Source organism: Streptomyces sp. NPDC049597 (assembly GCF_040675505.1).
Classification (GTDB): domain Bacteria; phylum Actinomycetota; class Actinomycetes; order Streptomycetales; family Streptomycetaceae; genus Streptomyces.
Genome location: NZ_JBFAOY010000001.1, coordinates 348,175 through 374,254 on the forward strand (window position 1 = coordinate 348,175; position 26,080 = coordinate 374,254).

A 26,080-nucleotide genomic window follows, 5' to 3' on the forward strand; every position below is an offset into this window, starting at 1 on the left:
CTGACGGCGGCGGGCCCTGCCCCCGGGGCACCGGGTCCGCTCGATGTCGGCACCCCGCCCTTCTCCTGGCAGGACTCAGACCGGCAGGACCGAGTCAGCCGGCGCCCATCTCCCACATCAGCACCTCCGCCGCCCCCTCGGCCACGATCTCCAGCCCCGCCGCGTCCGTGATCCGCGCCGCGTCACCCGGACCCAACTCCTCGCCACCGAGCGCCACTCCTCCGCGCACCACATGCACGTACAGGAACGGCGCGTCGGGGACGGCGGTCCGCTCGCCGGGGGCGAGGCGGCGGACGTGGAGCATCGCCCCGGCCTCGGGGAGCGCGTACGGGGTGGAGTCGGCGATGCCGCGCACGATCTCGTACGACGGCTCGCCGCCCGGGTCCTTCGGCGCGAGCCACATCTGCACGAAGACCAGAGGGTCCGGCCCGTCGTTGCGTTCGACGTGCCGGACGCCGCCCGCCGAGCTGAGGCGCTGGACGTCGCCGGGACGCACGAGGGTGGCGTGGCCCGCGGAGTCGCGGTGGGTCAGCTCGCCCTCGACGACCCAGGTGACGATCTCGGTGTGGCTGTGCGGGTGCTCCTCGAACCCGGCGCCGGGCGCGAGGCGCTCCTCGTTGCAGGCGAGGATCGCGCCGAAGCGCAGATTGCCGGGGTCGTAGTGGCGCCCGAAGGAGAAGGCGTGCAGGGACTCGATCCCGGCCGCCGGGTCGCCTCCCGGGTAGCGGTCGGCGGAGCGCCGGATGGAGGTCCGGATGGCAGTCACGCGGACCACCGTAGCGGGGCCGCGACAGTACACGACGCGTTGAGGGGAACCCCGGCACTTAGCCCACGCGTCCTGATAAGGCAGTCTTGTCCCGTGCCCGAACCTGCAGCTAACTCCTCCCATCCGCACTCCGCGACCCTCCGGCGCCTTGAGCAGTCCTCCGGCCGGCTGGCCGCGAACGCCATCGCCCGCATGGACGAGTCGCTGCCCTGGTACCGGGCCATGCCCCCGGAGAACCGGTCGTGGATCGGACTGGTCGCGCAGGCCGGTATCGCCGCGTTCACGGAGTGGTTCCGGCACCCCGAGACCCCGCAGGCGATCTCCACCGACGTCTTCGGCACCGCCCCGCGCGAGCTGACCCGGGCCATCACCCTGCGCCAGACCGTGGAGATGGTGCGCACCACCATCGAGGTCATGGAGGCGGCGATCGAGGAGGTCGCGGCCCCCGGCGACGAGTCGGTGCTGCGCGAGGCGCTGCTGGTGTACGCGCGGGAGATCGCGTTCGCCACGGCCCAGGTGTACGCGCAGGCCGCCGAGGCCCGGGGCGCCTGGGACGCCCGGCTCGAATCCCTCGTCGTGAACGCGGTGCTGTCCGGGGAGGCCGACGAGGGCGCGGTGTCCCGGGCCGCCGCGCTCGGCTGGAACTCGCCCGAGCACGTGTGCGTGATCCTCGGCACCGCCCCCGACGGGGACAGCGAGCTGACGGTGGAGGCGATCCGCAGGGCCGCCCGGCACGCCAAGCTCCAGGTGCTGACCGGGGTGCTCGGCGACCGGCTCGTCGTGATCGCGGGCGGCAGCGACAATCCGCTGCATGTCGCCAAGGCGCTGATCGGCCCGTACGCGGCCGGGCCGGTGGTCGCGGGCCCCATCGTGCCCGACCTGCTGGCCGCGACCCGGTCCGCGCAGGCCGCCGCCGCGGGCCTCAAGGCGTGTTCCGCCTGGCAGGACGCGCCGAGGCCGGTCCTCGCGGACGATCTGCTGCCGGAGCGCGCGATCGCCTCCGACCCTGCGGCGCGCGAGCAGTTGGTGGAGGAGATCTACAGACCGCTGGAGGAGGCGGGCTCGGCGCTGCTGGAGACGCTGAGTGTCTATCTGGAGCAGGCCAGCAGCCTCGAAGGCGCCGCGCGGATGCTGTTCGTCCATCCCAACACCGTGCGCTACCGGCTCCGACGTGTGACCGACGTCACCGGTTGGTCACCCTCTGATGTCCGCTCGGCGTTCACTCTGCGGATCGCCCTGATTCTCGGGCGTCTGGCCGACGGGGACACCCAGCCATAGACTTTTGTCGAACACCGACAATTCCCCTGACGGTTCTTCGTCCCTGTCCCCACGGGCGGGTACGGCCGTCCGCAAGAGAGAGTGTGAGGGTGCTCGTACTCGTCGCTCCCGGCCAAGGCGCCCAGACGCCCGGCTTCCTGACTCCCTGGCTCGAACTCCCCGGCGCCGCCGACCGCATCGCGGCCTGGTCCGACGCCATCGGGCTCGACCTTGCCCACTACGGCACGAAGGCGGACGCGGACGAGATCCGCGACACGGCCGTGGCCCAGCCGCTGCTCGTCGCCGCCGGCCTGCTGTCCGCCTCGGCGCTCGGGGTCGTCTCCCCCGGCGCGGTCGCCGGCCACAGCGTCGGCGAGATCACCGCGGCCGCGTTCGCCCGCGTCGTCGACGAGACCGCAGCGCTGCGCCTCGTACGCGCCCGGGGTCTGGCGATGGCCGAGGCCGCCGCCGTCACCGAGACCGGCATGTCGGCGCTGCTCGGCGGCGACCCCGAGGTGACGGTCCCGCACCTGGAGAAGCTCGGTCTGACCCCGGCGAACGTGAACGGCGCCGGCCAGATCGTGGCCGCCGGCACGATGGAGCAGCTGGCCGCGCTGGAGGCGGACAAGCCGGAAGGCGTCCGCAAGGTCGTGGCGCTGCAGGTGGCCGGCGCGTTCCACACGCACCACATGGCGCCCGCGGTGGCCAAGCTGGAGACCGCGGCGCAGGAGCTCTCCCCGGCCGACCCGGCCTTCCCCTACGTCTCCAACAGGGACGGGCGGACCGTCGACACCGGTGCCGAGGTCGTCTCGCGCCTGGTCGGCCAGGTCGCCAACCCGGTGCGCTGGGACCTGTGCATGGAGACGTTCGCGGAGCTCGGGGCGACCGCCCTCATCGAGGTGTGCCCCGGCGGCACCCTCACCGGTCTCGCCAAGCGCGCCCTCAAGGGCGTCCAGACGCTCGCTCTGAAGACCCCCGACGACCTCGACGCGGCCCGCACGCTCGTCGCCGAGCATTCAGCAGCCTGACAAGGAGCCGTAGCGCATGTCGAAGATCAAGCCCAGCAAGGGCGCCCCGTACGCACGCATCATGGGCGTCGGCGGCTACCGTCCGACCCGGGTCGTGCCCAACGAGGTGATCCTCGAGACGATCGACTCGTCCGACGAGTGGATCCGCTCGCGCTCCGGCATCGCCACGCGCCACTGGGCCTCCCCCGAGGAGACCGTGACCGCGATGTCGGTCGAGGCGTCCGGCAAGGCGATCGCCGACGCGGGGATCACCCCGGAGCAGATCGGCGGCGTGATCGTCTCCACCGTGTCGCACTTCAAGCAGACCCCGGCCGTCGCCACGGAGATCGCGGACCGGATCGGCGCGGTCAAGCCGGCCGCGTTCGACATCTCCGCGGGCTGCGCGGGCTTCGGCTACGGCCTCACGCTCGCCAAGGGCATGGTCGTGGAAGGCTCCGCCGAGTACGTGCTCGTGATCGGCGTGGAGCGCCTCAGCGACCTCACCGACCTGGAGGACCGGGCGACGGCCTTCCTGTTCGGCGACGGCGCCGGCGCGGTCGTCGTGGGCCCCGCGAAGGAGCCGGCGATCGGCCCGACCGTGTGGGGCTCGGAGGGCGACAAGTCCGAGACCATCAAGCAGACCGTGCCGTGGACGGACTACCGCGAGGGGTCCGTCGACAAGTTCCCCGCCATCACGCAGGAGGGCCAGGCGGTGTTCCGCTGGGCCGTCTTCGAGATGGCGAAGGTCGCCCAGCAGGCGCTCGACGCGGCCGGCATCTCGGCGGCCGACCTGGACGTCTTCATCCCGCACCAGGCCAATATGCGGATCATCGACTCGATGGTGAAGACGCTGAAGCTGCCGGAGCACGTCACGGTCGCCCGTGACGTGGAGACCACTGGCAACACCTCGGCCGCCTCGATCCCGCTCGCCATGGAGCGGCTCCTGGCGACCGGACAGGCGAAGAGCGGCGACACCGCGCTCGTCATCGGCTTCGGGGCGGGTCTCGTCTACGCCGCGACGGTCGTTACCCTCCCCTAGGCACCCGTACGGATCTTCCGGACGGCTGCAGCCACACCCTCTGATACACACCGAAGGAGCGCCAACATGGCCGCCACGCAGGAAGAGATCGTCGAAGGTCTCGCCGAGATCGTCAACGAGATCGCCGGTATCCCCACCGAGGACGTCCAGCTGGACAAGTCCTTCACCGACGACCTGGACGTCGACTCGCTGTCCATGGTCGAGGTCGTCGTCGCCGCCGAAGAGCGCTTCGACGTCAAGATCCCGGACGAGGACGTCAAGAACCTGAAGACCGTCGGCGACGCCGCGGACTACATCCTCAAGCACCAGGCCTGAGACTGACGCGCTCGTCGCCGCCCGGCGGTGGCGCCGTGCACATTCCGCACCCCCTACACGTGGAGAAAGAATTCCTGTGAACTCGACCAATCGCACCGTGGTCGTCACCGGTATCGGCGCAACCACACCGTTGGGTGGCGACAGCGCATCGACCTGGGAGGGCCTGATCGCCGGGCGCTCCGGAGTGCAGCTCCTGGAGGGCGAGCGCTTCGCCGAGCTCCCGGTGCGCATCGCCGCCGCGGCCGCGGTCGACCCGGGCGAGGTCCTGCCGCGCCCGCTGGCCCGCAAGCTGGACCGCTCCGCCCAGTTCGCCGTGATCGCGGCGCGCGAGGCGTGGGCCGACGCCGGTTTCACCTCGCCCGCGGGTGAGGACGCCGCCGTCGCGCCGGCCCGGCTGGGCACCGTGATCGCCTCCGGCATCGGTGGCGTCACGACGCTGCTCGACCAGTACGACGTGCTCAAGGACAAGGGCGTACGCCGCGTGTCCCCGCACACCGTCCCCATGCTGATGCCGAACAGCCCCTCCGCGAACGTCGGCCTGGAGGTGAACGCCCAGGCGGGCGTCCACACCCCGGTCTCGGCGTGCGCGTCGGGCGCGGAGGCGATCGGTTACGCCGTCGAGATGATCCGCACCGGCCGTGCCGACGTGGTCGTCGCGGGCGGCACCGAGGCGGCCATCCACCCGCTGCCGATCGCCGCGTTCGCCAACATGATGGCGATGTCCAAGAACAACGACGAGCCGACGAAGGCGTCGCGCCCGTACGACACCGCCCGGGACGGCTTCGTCCTCGGCGAGGGCGCGGGCGTCGTGATCCTCGAGTCGGCCGAGCACGCGGCCGCACGCGGCGCGAAGGTCTACTGCGAGGTGCTGGGGCAGGGCCTGTCCGCGGACAGCCACCACATCGCGCAGCCGGAGCCGACGGGCCGCGGTATCGCCGCCGCCCTGCGGAACCTGCTGGAGACGACGGACCTCAAGCCGTCCGAGGTGGTTCACCTGAACGCGCACGCCACCTCGACGCCGCAGGGTGACGTCGCGGAGATCAAGGCGCTGCGGTCGGTCCTCGGGGACGACCTCGACCACGTCGCGGTCTCCGCCACGAAGTCGATGACGGGTCACCTGCTGGGTGGCGCGGGCGGTATCGAGACGGTGGCGACGGTGCTCGCGCTGCACCACCGCACGGCCCCGCCGACGATCAACGTGGACGACCTGGACGAGAGCGTGGACGCGGACATCGTCCGCGGCGAGCCGCGGGCGCTGCCGGAGGGCACGATCGCGGCGATCAACAACTCGTTCGGCTTCGGCGGCCACAACGTGGTGCTGGCGTTCCGCACGGTGTGACGCGCGCGCTTCTGCATGAGGCCCGCCCCTTGTGGGGGCGGGCCTCGCTGTTTCCCCGGCCCGCCCCTTCCCGTAACCGGGGCCCCCGGACCCCCGCACCTCAAACGCCGGACGGGCTGCATTGCAGCCCGTCCGGCGTTTGAGGACACCGCGCGAAGCACGGTACGGGTCCGGGCGAAGCCCGGTTCGGGAAGGGGAGGGGTCGGGAACAGCCCGCGCAGCGGCCGGCCCGCCCGCCGCGGCGGTCTCGGGGCGCAGCCCCGGTCATGGGAAAGGTCGGGGTGGGGAACAGCCCCCTGTCACACCACCTGGTGCAGCCAGCGGACCGGCGCGCCCTCGCCCGCGTAGCGGAAGGGCTCCAGCTCGTCGTCCCACGGCTTGCCCAGCAGCTTCGCGATCTCCGCCTCCAGCTCCGTCTCCCCCTGCGACGACCGCGCCAGCGCGGCCCGCAGGCGGTCCTCGGGGACCAGGATGTCGCCGTGCATGCCCGTGACCGCGTGGAAGATGCCCAGCTCCGGCGTCGCGCTGTAGCGCTCGCCCTCGGCCGTCGCGCACGGCTCCGCCGTCACCTCGAAGCGCAGCAGATGCCAGCCGCGCAGCGCCGACGCCAGCTTGGAGGCCGTCCCGGCCTCGCCGCGCCAGGAGAACTCCGCTCTCCAGGTCCCCGGCGATGCGGGCTGGCGGACCCAGTCGAGCTGGACCCGCACGCCGAGCACTCCCGCGACCGCCCACTCGACGTGGGGGCACAGCGCGCGCGGTGCGGAGTGAACGTACAGAACGCCACGTGTCGTCACCGGGACCTCCAGTGTGGGACGAGGGTCACCTTCCCAGCGGCCTCAGTAAACAGCATCGGGAGCGGAACTCCGCAAAACGGACAACATATGACGTGATGTAATTTACTGGCGCCGATGGGCGGGGGTGCCTCTGGGTCGACGGGAAAAAGCTACCGTGCGGGGGCCCGGGAGGAGTGGCGTACTGTCGGTCCTGGGCCCGTACGCACGAAGCTTTCACTCGGCAGGAGTCCGACCGCCGGGTCACGGAAGGGGGAACACGGGGATGCGGCAGCGCGCGAGGACGCACCGCGGGCGCAAGGCAGGGCTCGTCGCCGTGGCGCTCGCCGCCCTGTCGGCCGCCGTGCTGACGGCATGTGACTCCTCGTCACAGCAGGGCGCGCGCCCTGGCTCCGCTTCCTCCCGGCCCACGCCGAGCCCCAGCCCCACTCCCCCCTGGGACCCCACCCCGCGCTCCCTCGCCGCGGTCGGCGACTCGATCACGCGCGGCTTCGACGCCTGCTCGCTCTTCACCGACTGCCCCGAGGTGTCGTGGGCCACCGGCACGGACGCCCGGGTGAACAGCCTCGCGCTGCGCCTGCTCGGACCGGCCGGCGCCGCCGCCCGCAGCTGGAACCACGCCCGCTCCGGTGCCGACGTCGCCGACCTGCCCGCACAGATGGCCCTGGCGGCCGCTCACAAGCCGGAACTGGTCACGGTGATGGTCGGCGCGAACGACGCCTGCGCCGACACCATGGAGCGCATGACGCCCGTCGAGACGTTCCGCGCGTCGTTCGAGGCGTCGATGGCCCGGCTGCGCAAGGACGCGCCCAAGGCCCAGGTGTACGTGTCGAGCGTGCCGGACCTCAAGCGCCTGTGGTCGACGGGCCGCGCCGATCCGCTGGGCAGTCGGATCTGGAAGCTGGGCATCTGTGCGTCGATGCTGGGCGAGGCGGAGGACGACAGCCTGTCGGCGCAGCAGCGCCGGGACGCCGTCCGGCAGCGGATCGTCGCGTACAACGAGGTCCTCGCGGACGTCTGCGCCGAGGACGACCGCTGCCGCTACGACGGCGGCGCGGTGTTCGACTACCGCTTCAGCGGGGAGCAGTTGAGCCGCTGGGACTGGTTCCATCCCAGCCGGGACGGCCAGGAGCGGCTGGCCGAGATCGCGTACCGCAACGTCACGGCCGCGAAGCCGGCGGCCGGGCAGGCCGGCGGCGGCGCGCGGTAGCCACGGCGGCGCCCCGCCCGCGATACTTCCGCCCACCCGACGGAAGGATTCCCGTGTCCCGGAAACGCGCCCGCCTGGACGTGCTCGGTGTCGCCCTCTTCGCCTTAGCCTCCCTCGCCCTCACCGTGTCTCCGACCGCCGCGGCCCAACCCGCCGACGCGGCGCGGGCGTCGGACGTGCGGCCCCTCACCGTCGAGGAGCAGCGCCTGGAGCGGGCCGTTCCGCAGGAGATCCTGCGGCGCAGCGGATTCGACGGCGTCGCGCCCGCATTCACCCGGGCGCTCGCCGGAGCCCGGTCCTACGAGCAGGCGGAGCGGACCGTCGTCCGGCAGGGCGCGGCGCTGTGGGAGCGCGCCGTCGACCGGGCGCAGGGGCGCGGGCCGACGCCGGGCGACCTGAGCCGCGACGACGACCGGCCGCTGTACTGGGCCCGGCTCGGCATGACGGCGCATCTGCGCCACTGGGAGCCGTCGTTCGGTCTCGACGACGCGCGGCGGGCGCGCCTGCTGGACCACCTGGAGCGCAGCTCGCGCGGCCAGGACTCGATGGACTTCCCCGCGGGCAAGGGGATCAGGCGCATCGTGATGACGGGCTTCGATCCGTTCACGCTGGACCGGGACATCCGGATCAGCAACCCGTCCGGCGCCACCGCGCTCGCGCTGGACGGCACCTGGATACGTACGCAGGACGGTCCGGCGCGGATCGAGACGGCCGTCTTCCCGGTGCGCTGGCAGGACTTCGCGGACGGCACGGTCGAGCGGACGCTCGGGCCCCGGCTGCCGGAGGCGGATCTGTTCACGACGGTGAGCCAGGGCCGGGTGGGCCGGGTCGACATCGAGCGGTTCAACGGCGCCTGGCGCGGCGGGTTCCCGGACAACGACAACGTCTCCCGCACGGGGACGGTGCCGGTCGACGACCCGGCCACGCAGCCCCAGTGGACCACGACCACGCTCCCGTACGCGGCGATCACCGCAGCGGACACGGGCCGCTTCCCGGTCTACGACAACACCTCGGTGACCGAGGTCCCGGCGGGCGGCGGGCCCGCGGTGGTGCGGCCCGACGGGCCGACGCCGGGCTCGGCCGCGCGCGCCGGAGGCGGCGGCAACTACCTCTCGAACGAGATCGCCTACCGCGCGACGCTGCTCCGCGACCGGCTGGGCCTGACCGTCCCCGGCGGCCACGTGCACACGCCGGTGCTGCAGTTCGGGTCCGGGAACACGACGGAGGTCACCGACCCCGAGTTCGTACGCAACCGGCTGGACATCATCGCGCAGGTGCGGGCGATCATCCGCGTGACGGCGGAGTCGGCCGGCTGATCCCCGGACGCCGCCTGGCCCGCGCCGCCGCCGGGGGGTGCGGGCCAGGGCCGTTGCCGCCCCCCTACTGGTCATGTACCGTTCAATAAAGGGACGCCCGCTCGTGCGCCGGGCGCATTTCTACGCGCGCAGACTCGACGCCCGCACCGCCTCTCCCCCCGCCGCAACGGAGGTATGCCGGATGCTCGGACCCAGACGTACCGGACGCGGATTCACCCGCGTCCTCGCCGTGTTCGCCGCCGCTCTGCTCACCGCCGGAGCCGTACAGGCCGCCACCGCCCCCACCGCGGCGGCCGCCGAACCGCATCGTGTCCTGTTCGACAACAGCAAGGCCGAGACGGCGGGCAACGCCGACTGGATCGTCAGCACGAGCCAGCCCGACCCGCTCGGACAGAACCCGTCCCCCTCGACGGAGACCAGCTGGACCGGCGCCATCTCCGCCTGGGGCGTGGCCCTCCAGCGGACCGGCGACTACGCCCTGAAGACCCTGCCGCCCGGCAGCACCATCACCTACGGCTCCGGCGCCGCGCTGGACCTGCAGAACTTCGACACCTTCGTCCTGCCCGAGCCCAACGTGCTGCTGACGGCGGCCGAGAAGACCGCGGTCATGCGCTTCGTGCAGAACGGCGGCGGCCTCTTCGTGATCCCGAACCACAGCGGGGCCGACCGCAACAACGACGGCTACGACGGCGTCGAGGTCGTCAACGACCTCATGAGCAACAACAGCGTCGACAGCACCGACCCGTTCGGCTTCTCGGTCGACTCGCTCAGCATCGGCAGCGAGAACCCGAAGGCCGTCAGCAGCACCACCGACCCGGTGCTCAACGGTCCGTTCGGCAAGGTGACCGGCAGCATCATCCGCAGCGGGACCACGGCGACGCTCAGGCCGTCCGCCAACTCCTCGGTCAAGGGGCTGGTCTACCGGCCGGGCTACTCCGGCAACACCGGGGCCTTCTTCGTCACCAGCACGTTCGGCAGCGGCCGGGTCGCGTTCTGGGGCGACAGCTCGCCGATCGACGACGGCACCGGCCAGTCCGGCAACACCCTCCACGACGGCTGGAACGACCCCGCGGGCACCAACGCGGCCCTCGCCCTGAACGCCACCGAGTGGCTCTCGGGCGGCACCGGCGACGGAGGCGGCGGGGGCGGCACCTGCACCGCCGCCCAGCTGATCGCCAACCCCGGCTTCGAGTCCGGCGCTGCCTCCTGGACCGCCACAAGCGGCGTCATCACGAACGACCCCGCCCGCCCGGCCCGCACCGGCTCGTACAAGGCGTGGCTGAACGGCTACGGCACCGACCACACCGACACGCTCGCGCAGACCGTGACCGTCCCGTCCGGGTGCACGACGGCCGCGTTCACGTTCCACCTGCGCGTCGACACGGCGGAGACCACGACGACCACGGCCTACGACACCCTCAAGGCGCAGGTGCTCAACAGCGGTGGCACGGTCCTGTCCACCCTGGCGACGTACTCCAACCTCCATGCCACGAGCGGTTATGTGCAGCGGAGCTTCGGCCTCGGCGCGTACGCGGGGCAGACGGTGACCCTCAAGTTCATCGGGACGGAGGGCTCCCGGCTGCAGACGTCGTTCGTCATCGACGACACGGCGCTCCAGGTGAGCTGACAGCCGCCGCTTCCGGCCCCGCCCGGTGCCGTCCCGGGCGGGGCCTTCGCGGTCAGCGGGCGAAGCCCAGGCTGACGCCGAGGCCGACGAGCACCGAGCCGATGGCCCGGTTGAGGGCGCGCTGCCGGCGCAGCAGGGCGGCGCGCAGCCGCGGTTGCGAGAAGAAGAGCGCGACGAGTCCGAACCAGCCGAGGTGCGCCACCGACATGAACAGCCCGTACCCGGCCTGCTGCCAGGTCGCCGTGCCCGGTCCGACGACCTGCGTGAAGGTGGAGACCACGAAGAGGGTCGTCTTGGGGTTGAGGACGTTGGTGAGGAAGCCGCCCCGCAGCGCGCCCAGCGGGGTCAGCCCCTCCTTCTGCCGCTCCAGGTCGACGGTGATCTCGGTGCGGGCGGTGAAGGTCCGGAAGCCGATGTAGACGAGATACGCGGCACCGGCGATCTTGATCGCGGTGAACAGCTCGGTGGACGAGGCGATCAGCAGCCCGACACCGAGCATCGTGTACGTGACGTGCACGAGCACGCCCGCGGCGACGCCGGCCGCGGCGAACAGGCCCGTCGTGCGGCCGTACAGGCAGCTGTTGCGCACGACCATGGCGAAGTCGGCGCCGGGACTGATGACGGCGAGGACGGTGATGACGGCCACTGCGATCACTTCGGTCATACGGCGATGCTGGCACGAGGGGCGGCCCCGTGGTGAGCCGGCCGGGCTTTCTCCCGGATCCGGCCGGGGTTTCCTCCCGGATCCGGCCGGGGTTTCCTCCCGGATCACGAGACGGCGATGATGGCCGCATGAAGATCGCAGCAGCACAGTTCCCGTCCGTTCCCGGCGACGTCGAGGCCAACATCGGCAGCATGGCGGCCCTGATCCGCGAAGCGGCCGGACAGGGCGCCCGGTTCGTGGCCTTCTGCGAACTCGCCGCCCAGGGTTACGCGCTGGCGACCGTCGCGGCGGACCCCGGTCTGTGGCTGGCCGAGGACGACCCCCGCCTCGAACCGGTGCGCGAGGCGTGCCGTACGACCGGCACGGCCGCCCTGATCGGCTGCGCGGCCCGCACGGACGGCGACCGGCCGGCGATCTCTGCACTCGTGATCGGCCCCGACGGCGAACTGCTCGCCCGCTACGACAAGACGCACCTGTACGGCAAGGAGCTGGAGGTCTTCACGGCGGGCACCGCGGAAGGCCGCTTCGAGCTCGACGGGGTCCGCTTCTCGGTCGCGATCTGCTACGACAACCGGTTCCCCGAGGTGGCTGCCTCCGCCAGGGCGGACGACTGCCGGGTGTACGTGGCCAGTTCCGTGCTGGAGACGGACAACGACTCGTTCGAGAAGGTCTGTCCGGTGCGGGCCCGGGACAACGGCCTGTACGTACTGCTCGCCAACCACGTCGGCGCCTGTGACGTGGGCGAGTGCCGCGGCGGCAGCGGGGTGTGGGGCCCGGACGGCACGCTGCTCGCGGACGCGGGCGACGGCGGACCGGGCCTCGCGCTCCTGGAGCTCCCGGCGGCCGGGGCCGCACGCTGAAGGCCGCCGGGCCGTCGCTCAGGACTTGGTGAAGCCGTACGGGGGCTGCCCGGGGGCGGGCGCGGGCGGGACCGCACCCTCGACGTCGTCCTCGCTGAGCGGGGACACCAGGTCGCGTGCCATCAGCGTCGCGCCCGCCACCGCGCCCGGCATCAGGAACACCGCCAGGAACGGGACGAGGAACGCCAGCGTCAGCGGCACGCCAAAGCCGAGCGTCAGCAGCCTGCGGCCACGCAACAGCCCCAGCCGCTCCTTCAGTTCGACGCCGCGGCGCTGGAGCGCGACCGCGGTCAGCTCCTCGGTGAGGAAGAAGCCCGAGACGCAGAAGCCGACCACGGGCACGACCGTCTGACCGATCACCGGGATGAATCCGCAGGCGAAGAGAAGCACTCCGTAGAACGCGACGCGCACGAGGATCCGCACCGAGTCGCGGGCGGAGATCCACAGTTCGCGCCACAGCGGCAGGCCGGACCCCGGCACCTCGCCGCCCTCGGTGCGGTCGACGTGCTCGGAGAGCGACTCGTAGAACGGCTGGCCGACCAGCAGGGTCACCGCCGTGAAGGTGATCACAGCGAGGAAGAGGCCGAAGGCGAAGGCGAGGACCGTCAGCGTGCCGCGCAGGACACCCTGCCACGGCGAGGCCCAGTCGTCGGCGAACGGCGTCGCCCACGCGACGAGGTCGTCCGCGCCCCAGACGAGGCCGGCGAGCGCCGCCGCGTAGAGCACCAGAGTCACCAGGCCGGGCAGCAGCCCGAAGCCGAACCAGCGGCCGTGCCCGCCCACCCAGCGCTGGCCCTTGGTCAAGTAGCCGAAGCCGGCCCAGAGATCACGCATACGCACAGCTTATCGGTGTGGCTCTTGTTGTTCGGGAGCCGAACCGGTAGACCTCGCGTACTGATCGTGTACTGATCACGTATCGATTCCTCCGGCAGTGGAAAGGTCCGTACCGCATGGGCTCACCCCGACCCTTACTGATCACCGCCACCCTCGCGGCCGCGCTCGCGGGCGCTCTGCTCGTCCCGCCCGCCGCCACCGCGGCCCCGGGCAGGGACGATCCGCGGCCCCACCCCCTGCGGGAGGGCGGCGGACGTGACACGGGCGCGGCCAGGGCGCCCGCGTCGGCCACCGCCCGTGCCCTCGGCGACCCGGCGTCCGGCCCGCGTCCGACAACCGGCGGCTACCCCCGCGAGACGACGCTGGACGTCCCGCCGGCGAACCCGGACGACAAGTCGCTCAAGCTGGGCCTGATCCCGTACCACGGGATCGCTCCGCGCCTCAACGCCCTGCAGCAGCTGGGCGACCGGGTCAGCGTCGAGGTCGCCGGGCACTCGGCGGGCGGCCACGAGCTGTACCTCGTCATCGTGACGGCCCCGGAGAGCGCGACGCAGGCGCGCGAGCAGGAGCGGATGCGCGAGCGGATCGAGAACGCGCCGGCGGCCGCGGCCGAGGACCCGCGCATCAAGGCGGCGTACAAGACGCCCGTGTTCATCAACAACAACATCCACGGCAACGAGTGGGAGGGCACGGACGCCGCACTGAAGCTCGTCGAGGAGCTGGCGAAGGCGAAGGACGCCCGCACGGCCGACCTGCTCGCGAAGAACCGCATCTACCTCAACGTGACCGCCAACCCGGACGGCCGGATCGCGGGCACCCGCGCCAACTCCGGCGGCTTCGACCTGAACCGGGACTTCATCACCGCGACCCAGCCCGAGTCGCGCGCCATCCGGCAGATCGCGATCGACAAGCAGCCGGCGGTCATGCTGGACCTGCACGGCTACGTCAACGGCACGCTGATCGAGCCGACGACACCGCCGCACGGCGAGAACTACGAGTACGACCTCTTCCTGAAGAACGCGTACGCCAACGCCCTCGGCATGGAGAAGGCCGTCAACGGCCTCGGCTACACCTTCGACAAGGACGGGGTGCGGCCCGCCGTGATCCCCTTCCGGGACGAGAAGGAGGGCTGGGACGACTGGCCGCCCATCTTCACCCCGCAGTACATGCCGTTCCACGGCACGGTGGCCTCGCACACCATCGAGTTCCCGATGCGGGTCAACAACCGCGACTACGACGCGCTGCCCGTCGCGGAGCTGCGCCGCCGTGCCGTCGTCAACACCGACATCGCGGGCGCCGCGATGCGGGCGACGCTCGCCTACACGCACGCGCACCGCACGTCGGTGATCGCCGACCAGATCGAGACGTTCCGGCGGGGCGCGGCGGGCGAGGCGCAGCGGCCGGTGTCGCAGGAGACCGTGCCGGGCGTGCCGGGCATCGGTCCCGAGGACGTGTACACGGCGACCTTCCCGCGGGCCTATGTGATCCCGGCCGGCGGCGCTCAGAGGTCGGCGGTGGCGGCGGGCCGGCTGGTGGACCATTTGGTCGCCAACGACGTGCGGGTGGAGCGGGCCCGCCTGCCGTTCCGGCTGGAGGGGCGCTCGTACCCGGCCGGTTCGTACGTCGTCGACATGCACCAGCCCAAGCGCGGTCTGGCCAATGTGATCCTCGCCGAGGGACGCGACATCAGCGCGGACGTCTCGGCCATGTACGACATCTCCGGATGGAGCCTCGGCCTGCTGTGGGGCGCGACGGTGGACAAGTCCGTCGCGCACGCGCCGCGGGTGCCGACGCGCACGGTGCACGCCGCGTCGCCGACCGGCCGGGTCGCGCCGTACGGCGACCTGCTGCTGCGTCTGGACGACCCGAAGGAGATCGCGGCCCTCAACTCCCTGCTGGCGCAGGGGATCAAGGTGCGGCGGACGGCGGACGGCGCGGCGGTCGTGCCGGGCTCGGCGCGGGGCGTCGCACGGGTGCTGGCGGACCGGCTCGGGGTCGCGTTCGAGGCGACGAAGGAGAAGGGCACGGCGCCGCTGCACCGCACCGAGGTCGCCGCGGCCGTCACCCCGGGCGAGCTGTTCGCGCTGCGGGAGATGGGCTTCGCGGTGGTGCCGGTGTCGACGGAGGTGCTCAACGCGGGCTTCGACTGGTCCACGGTGGACGCCCTGTTCGTGTCGTCCGGCCTGGACCACACCAAGCTCACACCGGCCGCCCGGGCGGCGTTCGGCAAGAGCGGCGTCGGCGTGGTCGGGCTCGGTGAGCAGGGAGCGGCGTTCAACGCGGCGGCCTCGCTGCTGGAGGCGACCGCGGTGGCGGGCAACGGTGACGCCAACGGCGTGGTCCGCGTGACCAACGCCGGCGGCCCGATCACGGGCGGCGCCCCGGCACACACGTTCGTCTACTCGCCGGGCTGGTTCACCGGCCTCGGCAGCGGCGTGCGCGTCGAGCAGTCGTACGGCTCCGGGAACCCGCTCGTGTCCGGCCACTGGCGTGCGGCACAGGACGGCAGGGGCGGCCCACAGGACGCGGCGGGCCGTGCGTCGGTCGTCTCGGGGACGTCGAAGGCCGGGGCGCCCGTGGTGCTGTTCGGCACCGAGCCGCTGTTCCGGGCGCACCCCAAGGGCGTGTTCGCGCAGATCGGCAGGGCGCTGCTGACCCGCTGATCACGACCGGCGGCCGGCCGCCGGGCATGCGACGAGGGCCGCACCCCCTGCGCGGGATGCGGCCCTCTGTCATGCGTGTCACACGGCGAGGTCGACCGTGATGTTGCCGCGGGTGGCCTTGGAGTACGGGCAGACCTGGTGGGCCTTCTCGACGAGGTCCTTGGCGGTGGCGGCGTCCACGTTCGGGATGCTCGCGGAGAGCTTGACGATGAGGCCGAAGCCGTCGTCGTTCTTGCCCAGGCCGACCTCGGCGGTGACCGTGGCCCCGGTGACGTCCGCCTTCTCCTGGCGGGCGACGACGAGGAGGGCCTGCTGGAAGCAGGCGCTGTAACCGGCGGCGAACAGCTGCTCCGGGTTGGTCCCGGCGCCACTGCCGCCCATCTCCTTGGGCGGGGTCACGACGAAGTCGAGGGCGCCGTCGTTCGTGGCGACGCGGCCGTCACGGCCGTTCTCCGCGGTGGCGACAGCGGTGTAGAGCACCTCGGACTGCTGGATGGACATGACGTCTTCCTCCTGCTGGTTCGCCGCGACTCGCGCCCACGATCGCGACGGCTGGGGAAGAGCCTAACGGGTGACGCCTCAGGCCAGAGAAACGATCATCTTTCCGGTGTTCTCGCCGCGCAGGAGGCCGGCGAAGGCCTCGTAGCCGTTCTCGATGCCCTCGACGACGGTCTCGTCGTACTTCAGCTCGCCGGAGGCGATCCAGCCCGCGACGTCCTGGACGAACTGCGGCTGGAGGGCGGAGTGGTCGTTCACGAGCATGCCCTGCAGGCGCAGGCGCTTGCCGATGATCAGGGCGAGGTTGCGCGGGCCGGGGGCCGGCTCGGTGTTGTTGTACTGCGCGATCATCCCGCAGATGGTCGCCCGGCCGCCGACGTTGAGGGAGGAGATGGCCGCCTCCAGGTGGTCGCCGCCGACGTTGTCGAAGTAGACGTCGATGCCGTCGGGGGCCGCCTCCCTCAGCTGCTCGGCCACCGGTCCGTTCTTGTAGTTGAAGGCGGCGTCGAAGCCGTACTCCTCCACGAGGCGCTTGACCTTCTCGTCGGAGCCCGCCGAGCCGATGACCCGCGAGGCGCCCTTGATCCGGGCCATCTGGCCGACCTGGCTGCCCACCGCGCCGGCGGCGCCGGAGACGAAGACCGCGTCGCCCTCCTTGAAGGACGCCACGTCGAACAGGCCCGCGTAGGCGGTGAGGCCGGTCATGCCGAGCACGCCGAGGTAGGCGGAGAGCGGCGCCCTCGACGCGTCGACCTTGACGGCGTGCTGCGCGGGCACGCTCGCGTACTCCCGCCAGCCGAGGCCGTGCAGCACGTGGTCACCGACCGCGAAGCCCTCGGCGTCGGACGCGACGACCTCGCCGACCGCGCCGCCGTCCATGGGGTGGTCGAGCTGGAACGGCGGGACGTAGGACTTCACGTCATTCATCCGGCCGCGCATGTAGGGGTCGACCGAGAAGTAGAGGTTGCGCACGAGGACCCGGCCCTCACCCGGCTCGGTGACCTCCGCCTCGCGCAGGGCGAAGTCCTCGGGCTTGGGCCAGCCCTGGGGGCGGGCGACGAGGTGCCATTCGCGGCCGGACGCGGGAAGAGCGGACATGCTGGGTTCCTCCTAGGAATGCTTCACTACCTGAAACAACCATGCTCCTGGATATTTCAGGTTGTCAAGTATCCGGGTATCCTGAGACCCATGGCCATCCCAGGAACAGATCCGCTCACCCTCGAAGTCGTCGAGCTCATCGGCTCCGTCGTGGCCCGCTACCACGACGAGTACGAGCGTGCCGCGGCGGAGCACTCCCTCACCGGTGCCCAGGCCCGGGTCCTGGGGCTGCTCTCCCTGGAGCCCCTGCCCATGCGCCGGATCGCGCACAGGCTGAAGTGCGAGCCGTCGAACATCACCGGGATCGTGGACCGCCTGGAGGCCCGCGGCCTGGTGGAGCGGCGCCCCGACCCGGGCGATCGCAGGGTGAAGCTGGCCGCGGCCACTCAGGAGGGGCGCGGCACGGCGAAGCGGCTGCGCGAGTCGCTGGACTTCGCGCGCGAGCCGCTGGGGGAGCTGTCCGCCGACGAGCGGACGGCGCTCAGGGATCTGCTCCGGCGGATGCTGGGCGAGCGCCCCGGGCAGTAGCCCGGGAGTGGACGCGGAAGGCCGGCCGGGCCGGCGTCACAGGTGCCGCGCGGGTGTCACCGCTGCCGCGGGGGTGTCACCCGTGCCGCGGGGGCGTCACAGACACCACCACAGGAAGCGGTCGCAGGTCTCCGTGGGCGAGGGCTCCGGCGGCGGGGGCTCCTCCTCGCCCGGCGGCTCCGGATCACCCGGGCCCCCCGGCCCGGAGGTCGGCTCGCCGCTCCCGCTCGGACCGGCTTCGTCGGGGGGGCCGTCCGACGCGGACGGGGAGGCGCCGTCACGGGCCGACGCGGAGGCGGACGGCGCCGGGGCGTCGCCGTCGCCGCGTGCCGTGCCCTCGCTCGTACCGGGCGTACCCCCGCCCTTCGTCGCCCCGGTGGCGCTCCCGGCGGGGCGCGGGGAGCCCGACGACATCACCGGCTTCTCGCTCACCTCGGACGGACCGTCCGGGGTGTCCTCGGCGGCCGACGGCTCGATCGTCTCCGTCTCGACGACGTCCTGTTCCTTCACCGTGGTGGCCGCGCCGTCATCGCCCGCCCCCTCGGTCGCCAGCTCCGCGAGGCTCAGCGCCCCCGCCGCCAGCACCAGCCCGAACGTCCCCAGCACCACCTTGCGCCCACGCCTCTTGCGCGCCCGGCGCCCGGCGGGCGCGGGCTTGCGGCGCGACTGCGCCTGACGGCGCGCGGCACGCGGCCCGGGCGGCGCCGGCTCGGGCTCCACGTCCAGTTCGTAGACGTGGCCCGTGTCGGGCACGCTGGCGGAGTGGTGACGGAGCTCCTCGACGGGGGTGCCGCACCCGGCACAGGCCAGCGCGCCGTTGAGGTGCCGTCCGCACGGGTGGCAGTAATCCATGGCCCCCGGAGAGTATGCGGCACCGGGGTACGCGCGGTGGGTCGGAGTGTGAGGATCTTGTGTGGAATCCTCACTTCCCCGGCGTGGCCGCTCGCCTGTGCCCTCCCATGCCACGGGCAGGATGTCGGGCATGGCTGCAACCGCCCCCTTCGGACCGCTCGACTTCCAGCTGGTGCTGCTGCGCCGGATGGCCGACCACCAGCCGGACCTCGTCGACGACGCCCGGCGCGAGCTCGGCGTCTCGCTCGTGCAGATGCGGGAGGCGAACCGCCGCTGGCAGGCGATAGTGCGCTCGCCCCGGGCGCGGAGCGCCCTGACCCGTTACCGCTCGGTGCTCGGCACCCCGGAGTCGGTCGAGCACCGGCGCGTCGGCGACCTGGAGTGCGACGCGCTGCTGTGGCCGGTGCCGCTCTGGCCCGACCTGCGTTTCGAGGTCCTGGCCGCGAAGAACGGGGCGGTGTGGAACGAATGGCTCGTACGGGCCCCCGGGGCGGCCGGCCCCGAGCTGCGGACGACGGCGGACCTGCGGCCGTGGTCGTGCACGGTCGACGAGGTGGCGAGGGCGTTCGCGCCGGTCCGGCCGCTGGAGGGGTCGGCACCGACGAGATGGCGCCTGGCGTTCACACCGCCCGGCGAGGACGAGCGGATCGCGGAGTTCACCTGGGGGCTTCTGCAGCGCCTCATCTGACGGAGCGTGAGCAACGGCCGGGGACGGCGCTCCCGGCTCGGGCCCCAGCCTCGCGGCCCTGTGATCCTGCCCGTCTGGCGGAGTGTCAGGCCCGTGTGCCCCCGACCGGCGCAGCCCAGCGCGCGCACGGCCCCGGGCGATCGCACGATGCGAACACGTACCGCACTCGGGAGGATCTGCCGTGACCGTCAGCCTTGAGCAGCTGCGCCGTTGCCATGTCGCCGTGGACATGGGGGCGGCCAGGACACGTGTCTTCGTCAAGGGCGCCGGCCTCGTCGTCGACGAGCCCAGCGTCGCCGCCGTGAACACGCGAACCGGCGCGCTGATCGCGGTCGGCACGCTCGCCGAGAAGATGACGGGCCGGACTCCCGACTACATCCGCGTCACACGGCCCGTCAGCGGCGGTACCGTCGTCGACATCGACATGGCCCAGCGCATGCTGCGGCACCTGCTCGGCGAGAAGCTCCGCCGCCAGCTGCGCCGCAAGCCCCGGCTGCGCGCCGCCGCGAGCACCCCGCACGACTCCGACCCGCTCGCGCAGCGCGCCACCGTGGAGACGCTGGTCGGCCTCGGCGCCCGCCGGGTCGAGCTCGTGGACACGCTGATCGCCGCGGCCGTCGGCTGCAAGCTCCCGGTCGAACAGCCCACCGCGAACATGATCATGGTGTGCGGTGCGGCGACCACCCAGATCGCGGTCCTCTCACTCGGCTCGATCGTCACGGCCGAACGCATCCCGATCGGCGGCAACGCCATCGACCATGCGGTGATCCAGCACCTGCGGCACCAGCACGCACTGATGCTGCCCAGCCAGTCCGTGCGCCCCCTGCAACTGGCGCTGCGCGGCAACGGGCTCACCTCGCAGGGCCCGACATCCACCGAGATCCACGGCCGGGACGTGGCCACCGGACTGGCCCGTTCGGTGCGCGTCGACACCGCCGCCGTACGGGAGGCCATCCACACGCCCCTCACCTCGGTCATCGACGGCATCGGCAAGGTGCTGCGCCACTGCCCGCCGGACCTGGTGGCCGACCTCGTCGACAGCGGCATCGTGATGGTCGGCGGCAGCGCGCTGCTCCCCGGACTCGACCAGATGCTGCGGGACGCCACCGGTATGTCGGTGCGGATCGCCGAACGGCCCGACACCTGCACGATTCTCGGGCTCGGCGCGATGCTGGAGGGCAGAATCCGGCCCATGGTGCCGGACCCGCTCACCGACGGGGGTGCGTACGGCTTCGACGACGAGTCCTCCGGCGGAACGGGGTACGCGGACGGCCTGTCGTCCATCAGCACCGTGTCCTCGTCCGGGACGGGCGACGAGGACGACGCGCCCGGCGCCGGTCCGGCCCCTGACGACCACGGCCGCTCGGAGACGGCCCCCGAGCCCCGGTGACGAGGACGTCCCGGCGCCGGCGGGGGCCGCCGGAGCCGCACCGGGGCTCGCGGCGCGGCTGAAGTCCGAAGGCTGTCGTCGGCGTCGTACCGCGGCCGCGGCCGCGCTGACCGGTGCCCGGTAGGCGGCGCCGGGGTGCTCGCCTCCCGAAGCGGACGCGTCACTCGGGGTGCTCGACTCCCGAAGCGGACGCGTCACACCGGCTCGGGGTGCTGGTGTCGCCGGCCGGAGGCCCGCCCGGCGTGCGGCTGCGGTCACCCGACGAGCGGTCTGCCGCGAGGACGGTGGCGCGGGGACCGGCGAGGCGATGTCGCCCGGCGACCGGGCGCGGCGTGTTCGGCGGCCGGCCGACCACGGTCACCTGGGCGTTCCCCCGGCTGTCGCCCGCGCGTCGCGCAGGGCGATACGGGTGCTGGACTGGGCGACGCCGGCCTCCCGCTTGAGGGTCCGCAGCAGGGCGTCGAGCTCGGCGGCGTCGGCCGCCGTGGCCCGTACGAGATAGTCGTGCGCGCCCGTGACATGGACGACCTCGGTGATTCCGGGCAGCTTGAGCACGACCCGTTCGAACTCCTCGTTCGTCGTGTCGAGGCGCAGCGTGATGTCGATGAACACGACGAGGCCGGGGCGGGGGCCGGCCGTCGGGTCGACGATCGTGGTGAAGCCGCGGATGATCCCGTCCCGGACCATCCGGCGCACCCGGTCGGCGGCGGCGTTGGCGCTCAGACCGACGCGGACGCCGAGATCGCGGTAGGAGATCCGCGCATCCTCCCGGAGCACGCCGAGAATTTCCCTGTCGAGGCCGTCCATACCGCGATTGTCGCAGCCAGCGCCGTAATGCGACCGCGAAAGGACCGGCGGGCGCATCACGGTGTGCGCATGACCGAGATATGGACGACGGCCGGCGCGGGAGCGGTGGCCGGACTGGGTGTGGCGGTACCGGTGGGGGCGATCGGCGTGCTGCTGGTCCAGGAAGCGATGCGCGACCGCGCCACGGCGGTGGCGGCGGCGTCCGCGGTGGCCGTGGTCGACATGTCGTACGCGGCGGTGGCCACGGCCCTGGGCCCGCTGGTGGCGTCGGCTCTGTCGGGCGTGGAGGCCTGGGTGCGCCTGGCATCGGCCCTGATCCTGGCCGCCATCGCGGCACACGGCCTGTGGTCGTCCGTACGGGGGCCGCGCGACGGCCCGGCGGACGAGGTCACGCGGGGCGGGGCGGACGAGCCCGCGGCACGGGCGCGGCCCGCCCGGGTGTTCGCACGGTTCGCCGCGCTCACCGCCGTCAATCCGACCACCGCGCTCTACTTCGCCGCGCTCACCACCGCCCAGGGCGCGGCCCTGCGGGGCGGCACGGCCGGAGCCGTGTTCGTCGGCGGCGTGCTCGTCGCCTCGCTCGCGTGGCAGCAGTTCCTCGTGGCGGCGGCCGGTTACGCCGGGGCCAAAATCTCCGGCACCGCCCGCGCGTGGACCTTCCGGATCGGCTTCGGGCTCGTCGCCGTCTACGCCGTGAAGATCGCGCTCCCGCTGCCCTGAGCGCCCCTCGCACACCGCCCGTACGACAGCGCCGCCGGGCTCACGCTCACCGTCCGGGCCGGAACCTGAACTCGCCGCTCGGCGGGGCGGGCAGGGAGCGGCTGGGCTCCGTGACAGAGCCGTCCGGTTCGAGGCAGGCTCAGGTCGCCGCCTTCCACGGGGAGACAATGAGGCGACGGGAAGCACTGCCATGAGCCTGCCGTGCACGGCAGGCGACACCAGGAGGTCGACGAGTGAGTTCCCTGTTCCCGGCGCTGACAGCCGCGTCCGGCGGCCCCGACCACGGCGACCGGGTCGCCCTGCGGTTCGGGGAACGGTCCTTGACCTACGGGCAGCTGGCCGGTGCCGCCGGAGCTCTCGCGGCCCGGATCGGCGCGGCCGCGGCCGGCGGGCGGGTCGCGCTGTGGGCCGCACCGACGCTGGAGACCGCGGTCGGCACGGTCGCGGCGCTGCTCGCCGGCGTACCCGTCGTACCGCTGAACCCGAAGACCGGTGAGCGGGAGCTCGCGCACATCCTCGCGGACAGCGCTCCGTCACTGGTGCTGGCGGCTCCGGGGGACGAACTGCCCGCCGCCCTCGACTCGTTGGAACGCGTCGACGTGCCGGTGGCGGGCGACGGTGAGCCGCCGGCCGGTGAACCGGGCCCCGGCGCGCCCGCGTTCGTCGTCTACACCTCGGGCACCACCGGCCCGCCCAAGGGCGCCGTCCTGCCGCGCCGCGCGGTCGCCACGACGCTGGACGCGCTCCAGGACGCCTGGCAGTGGAGCGCGGACGACGTCCTGGTGCACGCGCTGCCGCTGTTCCATGTCCACGGCCTGATCCTCGGCATCGTCGGCCCGCTGCGGCGCGACGGCGAGGTGCGGCACCTGGGGAGGTTCACCCCCGAGGGCGTGGCCCGCGAGCTCGGCCGGGGCGGCACCATGCTGTTCGGCGTACCGACCATGTACCACCGGCTCGCCGAGGCGCTGGAGGACGACGCCGACCTCGCGAAGGCTCTGGCGGGCGCCCGCCTGCTGGTGTCGGGGTCGGCCGCGCTGCCGCTGCCGGACCACGAGCGGATCGCCGCGGCGACCGGGCGGCGGGTGATCGAGCGGTACGGCATGACCGAGACGCTGATGAACACGAGCGTACGGGCCGACGGCCAGGCTCGTCCGGGGACGGTCGGCGTGCCGTTGCGCGGGGTCTCGCTGCGGCTGGTCGAGGAGGACGGCACGGAGATCACGGCGTCGGACGGGGAGACGATCGGCGAGATCCAGGTGCGCGGCGACCATCTGTTCACCGAGTACCTGAACCGGCCCGACGCGACGGCCGCCGCGTTCGACGGGGACTGGTTCCGCACGGGGGACATGGCCGTGCGCGACGCGGACGGTTACGTGCGGATCGTGGGACGCAAGGCGACCGACCTGATCAAGAGCGGCGGTTACAAGATCGGGGCCGGGGAGATCGAGAACGTCCTCCTGGACCATCCGGCGGTGCGCGAGGCCGCGGTCACGGGCGAGCCGGACGCGGACCTGGGCGAGCGGATCGTCGCGTGGGTCGTGGCGGCCGATCCCCGGACGCCGCCGTCCGCCGAGGAGTTGGCGGCGCACGTGGCGGTCCAGCTCGCCCCGCACAAGCGGCCGCGCGAGGTGCGGTTCCTCGACGTCCTGCCCCGCAACGACATGGGCAAGATCATGAAGCGGGCGCTCCACTGACTGAGCGGCTGAGCGCCCGGGAGGCGATCGCGCCGGTCTGCGACGACTTCTGCGACTGCTTGCGGCTGCGGCCAGACGTCATCGGCGGGTACGGAACGGCTCACCGCCCCCTTCACCTCAGCAGCCCGCTCGTCCATCGCGGCGCGCGGCACCACTGTTCCGGCAGGCGGGCCGCGGAGCCGCCCGCCGGGTCGCGGCCGCGCGGTCAGGGGCCCTCGGTCGCCGGCTCGTCCGGGGCCGAAGGCAGGGCGCCCTCCGGCACCGGAAGCAGCACCGGCATCACGGCGCGCTGGGAGTGCCCCTCCGTGTCCGGTGCGTCGTCGCTCGCACGGCGGACGCTGCCCTCGGAACGCGCCTCAGGCGTCGCGGCCGGCCGCGAGAGCCCCGGGGCCGGCCGGGGCGCCTCACAGGTCTCGGGGACGCACCGCTCACCGCCGGGCGGCGGAGCGCCGACCTCCTCCGTATAGGGCGCCGACTGCTGGCTGGGTCCGGTGCGGACGGCGTCCGTCGCCCAGACCTGGCCGAGCGAGTCGTCCCGTACCTTCACGACCACGGGCGACCCCGGGTCGGTCGAAGCCGGGACGACCGCGAGCCGTTCGTTCCAGCGCGGTACGACGTGGCCCTGGATGGTCAGGTCGTACCGGACGTCGCCGGAGTCGGGCGCCGTGCGCCCCGTGCAGCCGGTGGCGACAACGATGCCGTCGAGCCCGCGCGAGTTCAGGCACAGCCCGGGCGCGGCCGCGCTGCGCAGCCTGCCGTCGTTCTCGTACACCCACTGCTGGGTCGGGGACGACGACGAGCACGCCGCCATGAGGACGTCCACATCCTTCTTCGCCTCGCCGCCGGCGAAGTCGACACAGAGATCGGCCTCGACGTTGCGCAGCCGCGTGGTCAGCGGACCGCTCGGATGGCCCGCCGAGGTGGCCGAGGGCTGCGGCGCCGGTGCGGACGGCAGGGACGGGGACGGCGCGGGCCCGCCCGGGGCGCCCGGCGCGGCCTCGCTCGCGCCGGGTACCGACGGAGCCGTGCCGGTGACCGCTCCGCTGGGGACGGCCGGTCCCGCGTGGTCGCTGTCGTCGGACCACAGGGCGGCCAGGAGGGCGACGGCCAGCACCCCGGTGGCGGCGACGGCGGCGCCGAGGCCGAGGGCGGCCGGTGTCGTCCTCTCCACGGCGGCCCGCCTGCCACGCAGCACGAGGGCAGGCAGGGCCGGCCTCCGGCCGCCGCCCCGGGAGTGGCGCCCGGCCCCCCGGCCACCGGGCGCCCCCGGCCGGCCCTCCTTCAGGCGGGCGTGGCGGCGACGGCCCGGCCGGGACGCGAGATAGGACTGCGCGGCGCCCCCGAGCAGCGCCTCGGCGATCAGGACGCCGAGCCGCCCATCGGACTGCCGCAACTGGTCGGCGGCGTAACGGCAGTAAGGGCATTCCGACAGGTGCACCTGGATGTCGGGGATCAGTGCCCCGCCACGGCGCAGCGATATGTCGAGGAGACGGTTGTAGTGGCGGCATTCCCCGGTGGGAGCGTGCTCGCGGTGCACGCGTACGCAGATCTGCCGGAACTGTTCGCGCGCCTGACCGAGTTGGTCGGAGGCGGCGCGCGGATCGATACCCAGCAAACCCGCCGGTATGGATATCCCCTCGGCCTCGACCTCGGCATGCCAGAGCAGGACCTGGGCGGTCATCGGCATTGCGTGGAAAGCCCGCGAGATCAGCTGCCTATTCTCGTCCGGGGGTTCGGGAATCGACATCCCCGGCAGCATCGCGGTGATCCGCTGGTCACCGGCCCAGCCCTTGGCTATATGGCGGGTGGTCACCAGAAGATACGGGCGCAGTCCGCCGACCGGGCCGCCTTCCGCGAGATTCTCCAGAAGCTGCGCGAATGCGGCCGTCGCCAGCATCGAGGCGATTTTGGCCGAGGGCGCGCAAAGGGTGGCGTAGTCGAACACGGGCTGCCAGTGCCGGGCCAGGAGTGTGGCGACGGGGTGGGCGTTCTGGCCCGCTCCCCCGGCGCGCAGCGCGGCGGCAAACTCCTCGTCGGAAACCCCGGGTGTACGGCCGGCCTGCGAAGAGGGCACGTTTCCGGGCGTGCTGGGGTGCTGCATGGGCGTCTTTCCATCC

Annotated in this window: 23 protein-coding genes and 1 pseudogene; 15 read left to right on the plus strand and 9 right to left on the minus strand. The window is 72.9% G+C overall.

What is annotated here, in order from left to right; all coding sequences use genetic code 11:
* Positions 1–94: 94 nt before the first annotated feature.
* Entirely contained in the window at positions 95–766 is a 672-nt protein-coding gene (locus tag AB0K02_RS01610; RefSeq protein WP_365990320.1) for a pirin family protein, read from the minus strand.
* A 93-nt stretch (positions 767–859) separates the two neighbouring features.
* On the opposite strand from AB0K02_RS01610, the gene AB0K02_RS01615 reads away from it, so the two are divergent.
* The 5 genes from AB0K02_RS01615 (at position 860) to AB0K02_RS01635 (ending at position 5,723) form a co-directional block, all read left to right on the plus strand.
* Positions 860–2,044, plus strand: coding sequence for a helix-turn-helix domain-containing protein (locus tag AB0K02_RS01615; RefSeq protein ID WP_365990321.1), 1,185 nt, complete (start codon positions 860–862; stop codon positions 2,042–2,044).
* 89 nt (positions 2,045–2,133) lie between these two features.
* Positions 2,134–3,051 (plus strand): ACP S-malonyltransferase, encoded by a 918-nt coding sequence (locus AB0K02_RS01620; protein ID WP_365990322.1) that lies wholly within the window; start codon positions 2,134–2,136, stop codon positions 3,049–3,051.
* Positions 3,052–3,067: 16 nt separating this feature from the next.
* Positions 3,068–4,069, plus strand: a complete 1,002-nt coding sequence (locus tag AB0K02_RS01625; RefSeq protein ID WP_365990323.1) for a ketoacyl-ACP synthase III — start codon at positions 3,068–3,070, stop codon at positions 4,067–4,069.
* A gap of 66 nt (positions 4,070–4,135) precedes the next feature.
* Positions 4,136–4,384, plus strand: a complete 249-nt coding sequence (locus AB0K02_RS01630; RefSeq protein WP_010987188.1) for an acyl carrier protein — start codon at positions 4,136–4,138, stop codon at positions 4,382–4,384.
* A 76-nt stretch (positions 4,385–4,460) separates the two neighbouring features.
* On the plus strand, positions 4,461–5,723 hold the full coding sequence (locus AB0K02_RS01635) for a beta-ketoacyl-[acyl-carrier-protein] synthase family protein (protein ID WP_365990324.1): 1,263 nt from the start codon (positions 4,461–4,463) through the stop codon (positions 5,721–5,723).
* A gap of 299 nt (positions 5,724–6,022) precedes the next feature.
* Here the strand turns inward: AB0K02_RS01635 and AB0K02_RS01640 are convergent, their stop codons facing one another.
* The gene (locus AB0K02_RS01640; RefSeq protein ID WP_177153428.1) at positions 6,023–6,517 is read right to left on the minus strand and encodes a DUF3145 domain-containing protein; all 495 of its coding nucleotides are present in this window, start codon (positions 6,515–6,517) and stop codon (positions 6,023–6,025) included.
* Between the two features lie 262 nt (positions 6,518–6,779).
* On the opposite strand from AB0K02_RS01640, the gene AB0K02_RS01645 reads away from it, so the two are divergent.
* The 3 genes from AB0K02_RS01645 (at position 6,780) to AB0K02_RS01655 (ending at position 10,667) form a co-directional block, all read left to right on the plus strand.
* Positions 6,780–7,724: a GDSL-type esterase/lipase family protein gene (locus AB0K02_RS01645; RefSeq protein ID WP_365990325.1), complete on the plus strand. Its 945-nt coding sequence runs from the start codon at positions 6,780–6,782 to the stop codon at positions 7,722–7,724.
* Between the two features lie 53 nt (positions 7,725–7,777).
* Positions 7,778–9,040, plus strand: coding sequence for a pyroglutamyl peptidase (locus AB0K02_RS01650; protein ID WP_365990326.1), 1,263 nt, complete (start codon positions 7,778–7,780; stop codon positions 9,038–9,040).
* A gap of 181 nt (positions 9,041–9,221) precedes the next feature.
* Entirely contained in the window at positions 9,222–10,667 is a 1,446-nt protein-coding gene (locus AB0K02_RS01655; protein WP_365990327.1) for a hydrolase, read from the plus strand.
* Positions 10,668–10,719: 52 nt separating this feature from the next.
* On the opposite strand, the gene AB0K02_RS01660 is transcribed toward AB0K02_RS01655, so the two are convergent.
* Entirely contained in the window at positions 10,720–11,331 is a 612-nt protein-coding gene (locus AB0K02_RS01660; RefSeq protein WP_365990328.1) for a LysE family transporter, read from the minus strand.
* Between the two features lie 128 nt (positions 11,332–11,459).
* Between AB0K02_RS01660 and AB0K02_RS01665 the strand changes: the two genes are divergently transcribed.
* Positions 11,460–12,191 (plus strand): carbon-nitrogen hydrolase family protein, encoded by a 732-nt coding sequence (locus AB0K02_RS01665; protein WP_365990329.1) that lies wholly within the window; start codon positions 11,460–11,462, stop codon positions 12,189–12,191.
* A gap of 18 nt (positions 12,192–12,209) precedes the next feature.
* Here AB0K02_RS01665 and AB0K02_RS01670 read toward each other — a convergent pair whose 3' ends face one another.
* A complete protein-coding gene (locus AB0K02_RS01670; protein ID WP_365990330.1) occupies positions 12,210–13,025 on the minus strand; it encodes an EI24 domain-containing protein in 816 nt (271 codons plus the stop codon).
* A 116-nt stretch (positions 13,026–13,141) separates the two neighbouring features.
* On the opposite strand from AB0K02_RS01670, the gene AB0K02_RS01675 reads away from it, so the two are divergent.
* Positions 13,142–15,688 (plus strand): M14 family zinc carboxypeptidase, encoded by a 2,547-nt coding sequence (locus AB0K02_RS01675; RefSeq protein ID WP_365990331.1) that lies wholly within the window; start codon positions 13,142–13,144, stop codon positions 15,686–15,688.
* Between the two features lie 78 nt (positions 15,689–15,766).
* Here AB0K02_RS01675 and AB0K02_RS01680 read toward each other — a convergent pair whose 3' ends face one another.
* Both AB0K02_RS01680 and AB0K02_RS01685 read right to left on the minus strand, forming a co-directional pair.
* On the minus strand, positions 15,767–16,189 hold the full coding sequence (locus AB0K02_RS01680) for an organic hydroperoxide resistance protein (RefSeq protein WP_365990332.1): 423 nt from the start codon (positions 16,187–16,189) through the stop codon (positions 15,767–15,769).
* Positions 16,190–16,267: 78 nt separating this feature from the next.
* Entirely contained in the window at positions 16,268–17,284 is a 1,017-nt protein-coding gene (locus tag AB0K02_RS01685) for an NADP-dependent oxidoreductase (protein ID WP_365990333.1), read from the minus strand.
* Between the two features lie 90 nt (positions 17,285–17,374).
* Here AB0K02_RS01685 and AB0K02_RS01690 point away from each other — a divergent pair, with 90 nt between their 5' ends.
* Complete coding sequence (locus tag AB0K02_RS01690; protein ID WP_365990334.1) at positions 17,375–17,812, plus strand: MarR family transcriptional regulator; 438 nt, start codon at positions 17,375–17,377, stop codon at positions 17,810–17,812.
* Positions 17,813–17,908: 96 nt separating this feature from the next.
* Here the strand turns inward: AB0K02_RS01690 and AB0K02_RS01695 are convergent, their stop codons facing one another.
* Positions 17,909–18,664: a hypothetical protein gene (locus AB0K02_RS01695; RefSeq protein WP_365990335.1), complete on the minus strand. Its 756-nt coding sequence runs from the start codon at positions 18,662–18,664 to the stop codon at positions 17,909–17,911.
* A 130-nt stretch (positions 18,665–18,794) separates the two neighbouring features.
* Here AB0K02_RS01695 and AB0K02_RS01700 point away from each other — a divergent pair, with 130 nt between their 5' ends.
* Both AB0K02_RS01700 and AB0K02_RS01705 read left to right on the plus strand, forming a co-directional pair.
* A complete protein-coding gene (locus AB0K02_RS01700) occupies positions 18,795–19,352 on the plus strand; it encodes a hypothetical protein (protein WP_365990336.1) in 558 nt (185 codons plus the stop codon).
* Positions 19,353–19,533: 181 nt separating this feature from the next.
* Positions 19,534–20,562, plus strand: a pseudogene (locus tag AB0K02_RS01705) (rod shape-determining protein); the annotation flags it as partial.
* A gap of 537 nt (positions 20,563–21,099) precedes the next feature.
* On the opposite strand, the gene AB0K02_RS01710 reads toward AB0K02_RS01705, so the two are convergent.
* The gene (locus tag AB0K02_RS01710; RefSeq protein WP_365990337.1) at positions 21,100–21,549 is read right to left on the minus strand and encodes an Lrp/AsnC family transcriptional regulator; all 450 of its coding nucleotides are present in this window, start codon (positions 21,547–21,549) and stop codon (positions 21,100–21,102) included.
* A 69-nt stretch (positions 21,550–21,618) separates the two neighbouring features.
* Between AB0K02_RS01710 and AB0K02_RS01715 the strand changes: the two genes are divergently transcribed.
* Positions 21,619–22,269, plus strand: a complete 651-nt coding sequence (locus AB0K02_RS01715; RefSeq protein ID WP_365990338.1) for a lysine transporter LysE — start codon at positions 21,619–21,621, stop codon at positions 22,267–22,269.
* A gap of 233 nt (positions 22,270–22,502) precedes the next feature.
* Positions 22,503–23,963 (plus strand): acyl-CoA synthetase, encoded by a 1,461-nt coding sequence (locus tag AB0K02_RS01720; RefSeq protein ID WP_365990339.1) that lies wholly within the window; start codon positions 22,503–22,505, stop codon positions 23,961–23,963.
* 205 nt (positions 23,964–24,168) lie between these two features.
* Here AB0K02_RS01720 and AB0K02_RS01725 read toward each other — a convergent pair whose 3' ends face one another.
* Entirely contained in the window at positions 24,169–26,064 is a 1,896-nt protein-coding gene (locus AB0K02_RS01725; RefSeq protein WP_365990340.1) for an RICIN domain-containing protein, read from the minus strand.
* Positions 26,065–26,080: the final 16 nt, after the last annotated feature.

Excerpts from the sequence above, each read along its gene's own strand:
- AB0K02_RS01655 (WP_365990327.1), top strand. The coding sequence starts at position 9,222 with ATGCTCGGACCCAGACGTACCGGACGCGGATTCACCCGCGTCCTCGCC.
- AB0K02_RS01710 (WP_365990337.1), bottom strand. The coding sequence starts at position 21,549 with ATGGACGGCCTCGACAGGGAAATTCTCGGCGTGCTCCGGGAGGATGCG.
- AB0K02_RS01660 (WP_365990328.1), bottom strand. The coding sequence starts at position 11,331 with ATGACCGAAGTGATCGCAGTGGCCGTCATCACCGTCCTCGCCGTCATC.
- AB0K02_RS01700 (WP_365990336.1), top strand. The coding sequence starts at position 18,795 with ATGGCTGCAACCGCCCCCTTCGGACCGCTCGACTTCCAGCTGGTGCTG.
- AB0K02_RS01690 (WP_365990334.1), top strand. The coding sequence starts at position 17,375 with ATGGCCATCCCAGGAACAGATCCGCTCACCCTCGAAGTCGTCGAGCTC.
- AB0K02_RS01680 (WP_365990332.1), bottom strand. The coding sequence starts at position 16,189 with ATGTCCATCCAGCAGTCCGAGGTGCTCTACACCGCTGTCGCCACCGCG.
- AB0K02_RS01645 (WP_365990325.1), top strand. The coding sequence starts at position 6,780 with ATGCGGCAGCGCGCGAGGACGCACCGCGGGCGCAAGGCAGGGCTCGTC.
- AB0K02_RS01670 (WP_365990330.1), bottom strand. The coding sequence starts at position 13,025 with ATGCGTGATCTCTGGGCCGGCTTCGGCTACTTGACCAAGGGCCAGCGC.
- AB0K02_RS01695 (WP_365990335.1), bottom strand. The coding sequence starts at position 18,664 with ATGGATTACTGCCACCCGTGCGGACGGCACCTCAACGGCGCGCTGGCC.
- AB0K02_RS01630 (WP_010987188.1), top strand. The coding sequence starts at position 4,136 with ATGGCCGCCACGCAGGAAGAGATCGTCGAAGGTCTCGCCGAGATCGTC.
- AB0K02_RS01665 (WP_365990329.1), top strand. The coding sequence starts at position 11,460 with ATGAAGATCGCAGCAGCACAGTTCCCGTCCGTTCCCGGCGACGTCGAG.
- AB0K02_RS01715 (WP_365990338.1), top strand. The coding sequence starts at position 21,619 with ATGACCGAGATATGGACGACGGCCGGCGCGGGAGCGGTGGCCGGACTG.
- AB0K02_RS01685 (WP_365990333.1), bottom strand. The coding sequence starts at position 17,284 with ATGTCCGCTCTTCCCGCGTCCGGCCGCGAATGGCACCTCGTCGCCCGC.
- AB0K02_RS01675 (WP_365990331.1), top strand. The coding sequence starts at position 13,142 with ATGGGCTCACCCCGACCCTTACTGATCACCGCCACCCTCGCGGCCGCG.
- AB0K02_RS01725 (WP_365990340.1), bottom strand. The coding sequence starts at position 26,064 with ATGCAGCACCCCAGCACGCCCGGAAACGTGCCCTCTTCGCAGGCCGGC.
- AB0K02_RS01625 (WP_365990323.1), top strand. The coding sequence starts at position 3,068 with ATGTCGAAGATCAAGCCCAGCAAGGGCGCCCCGTACGCACGCATCATG.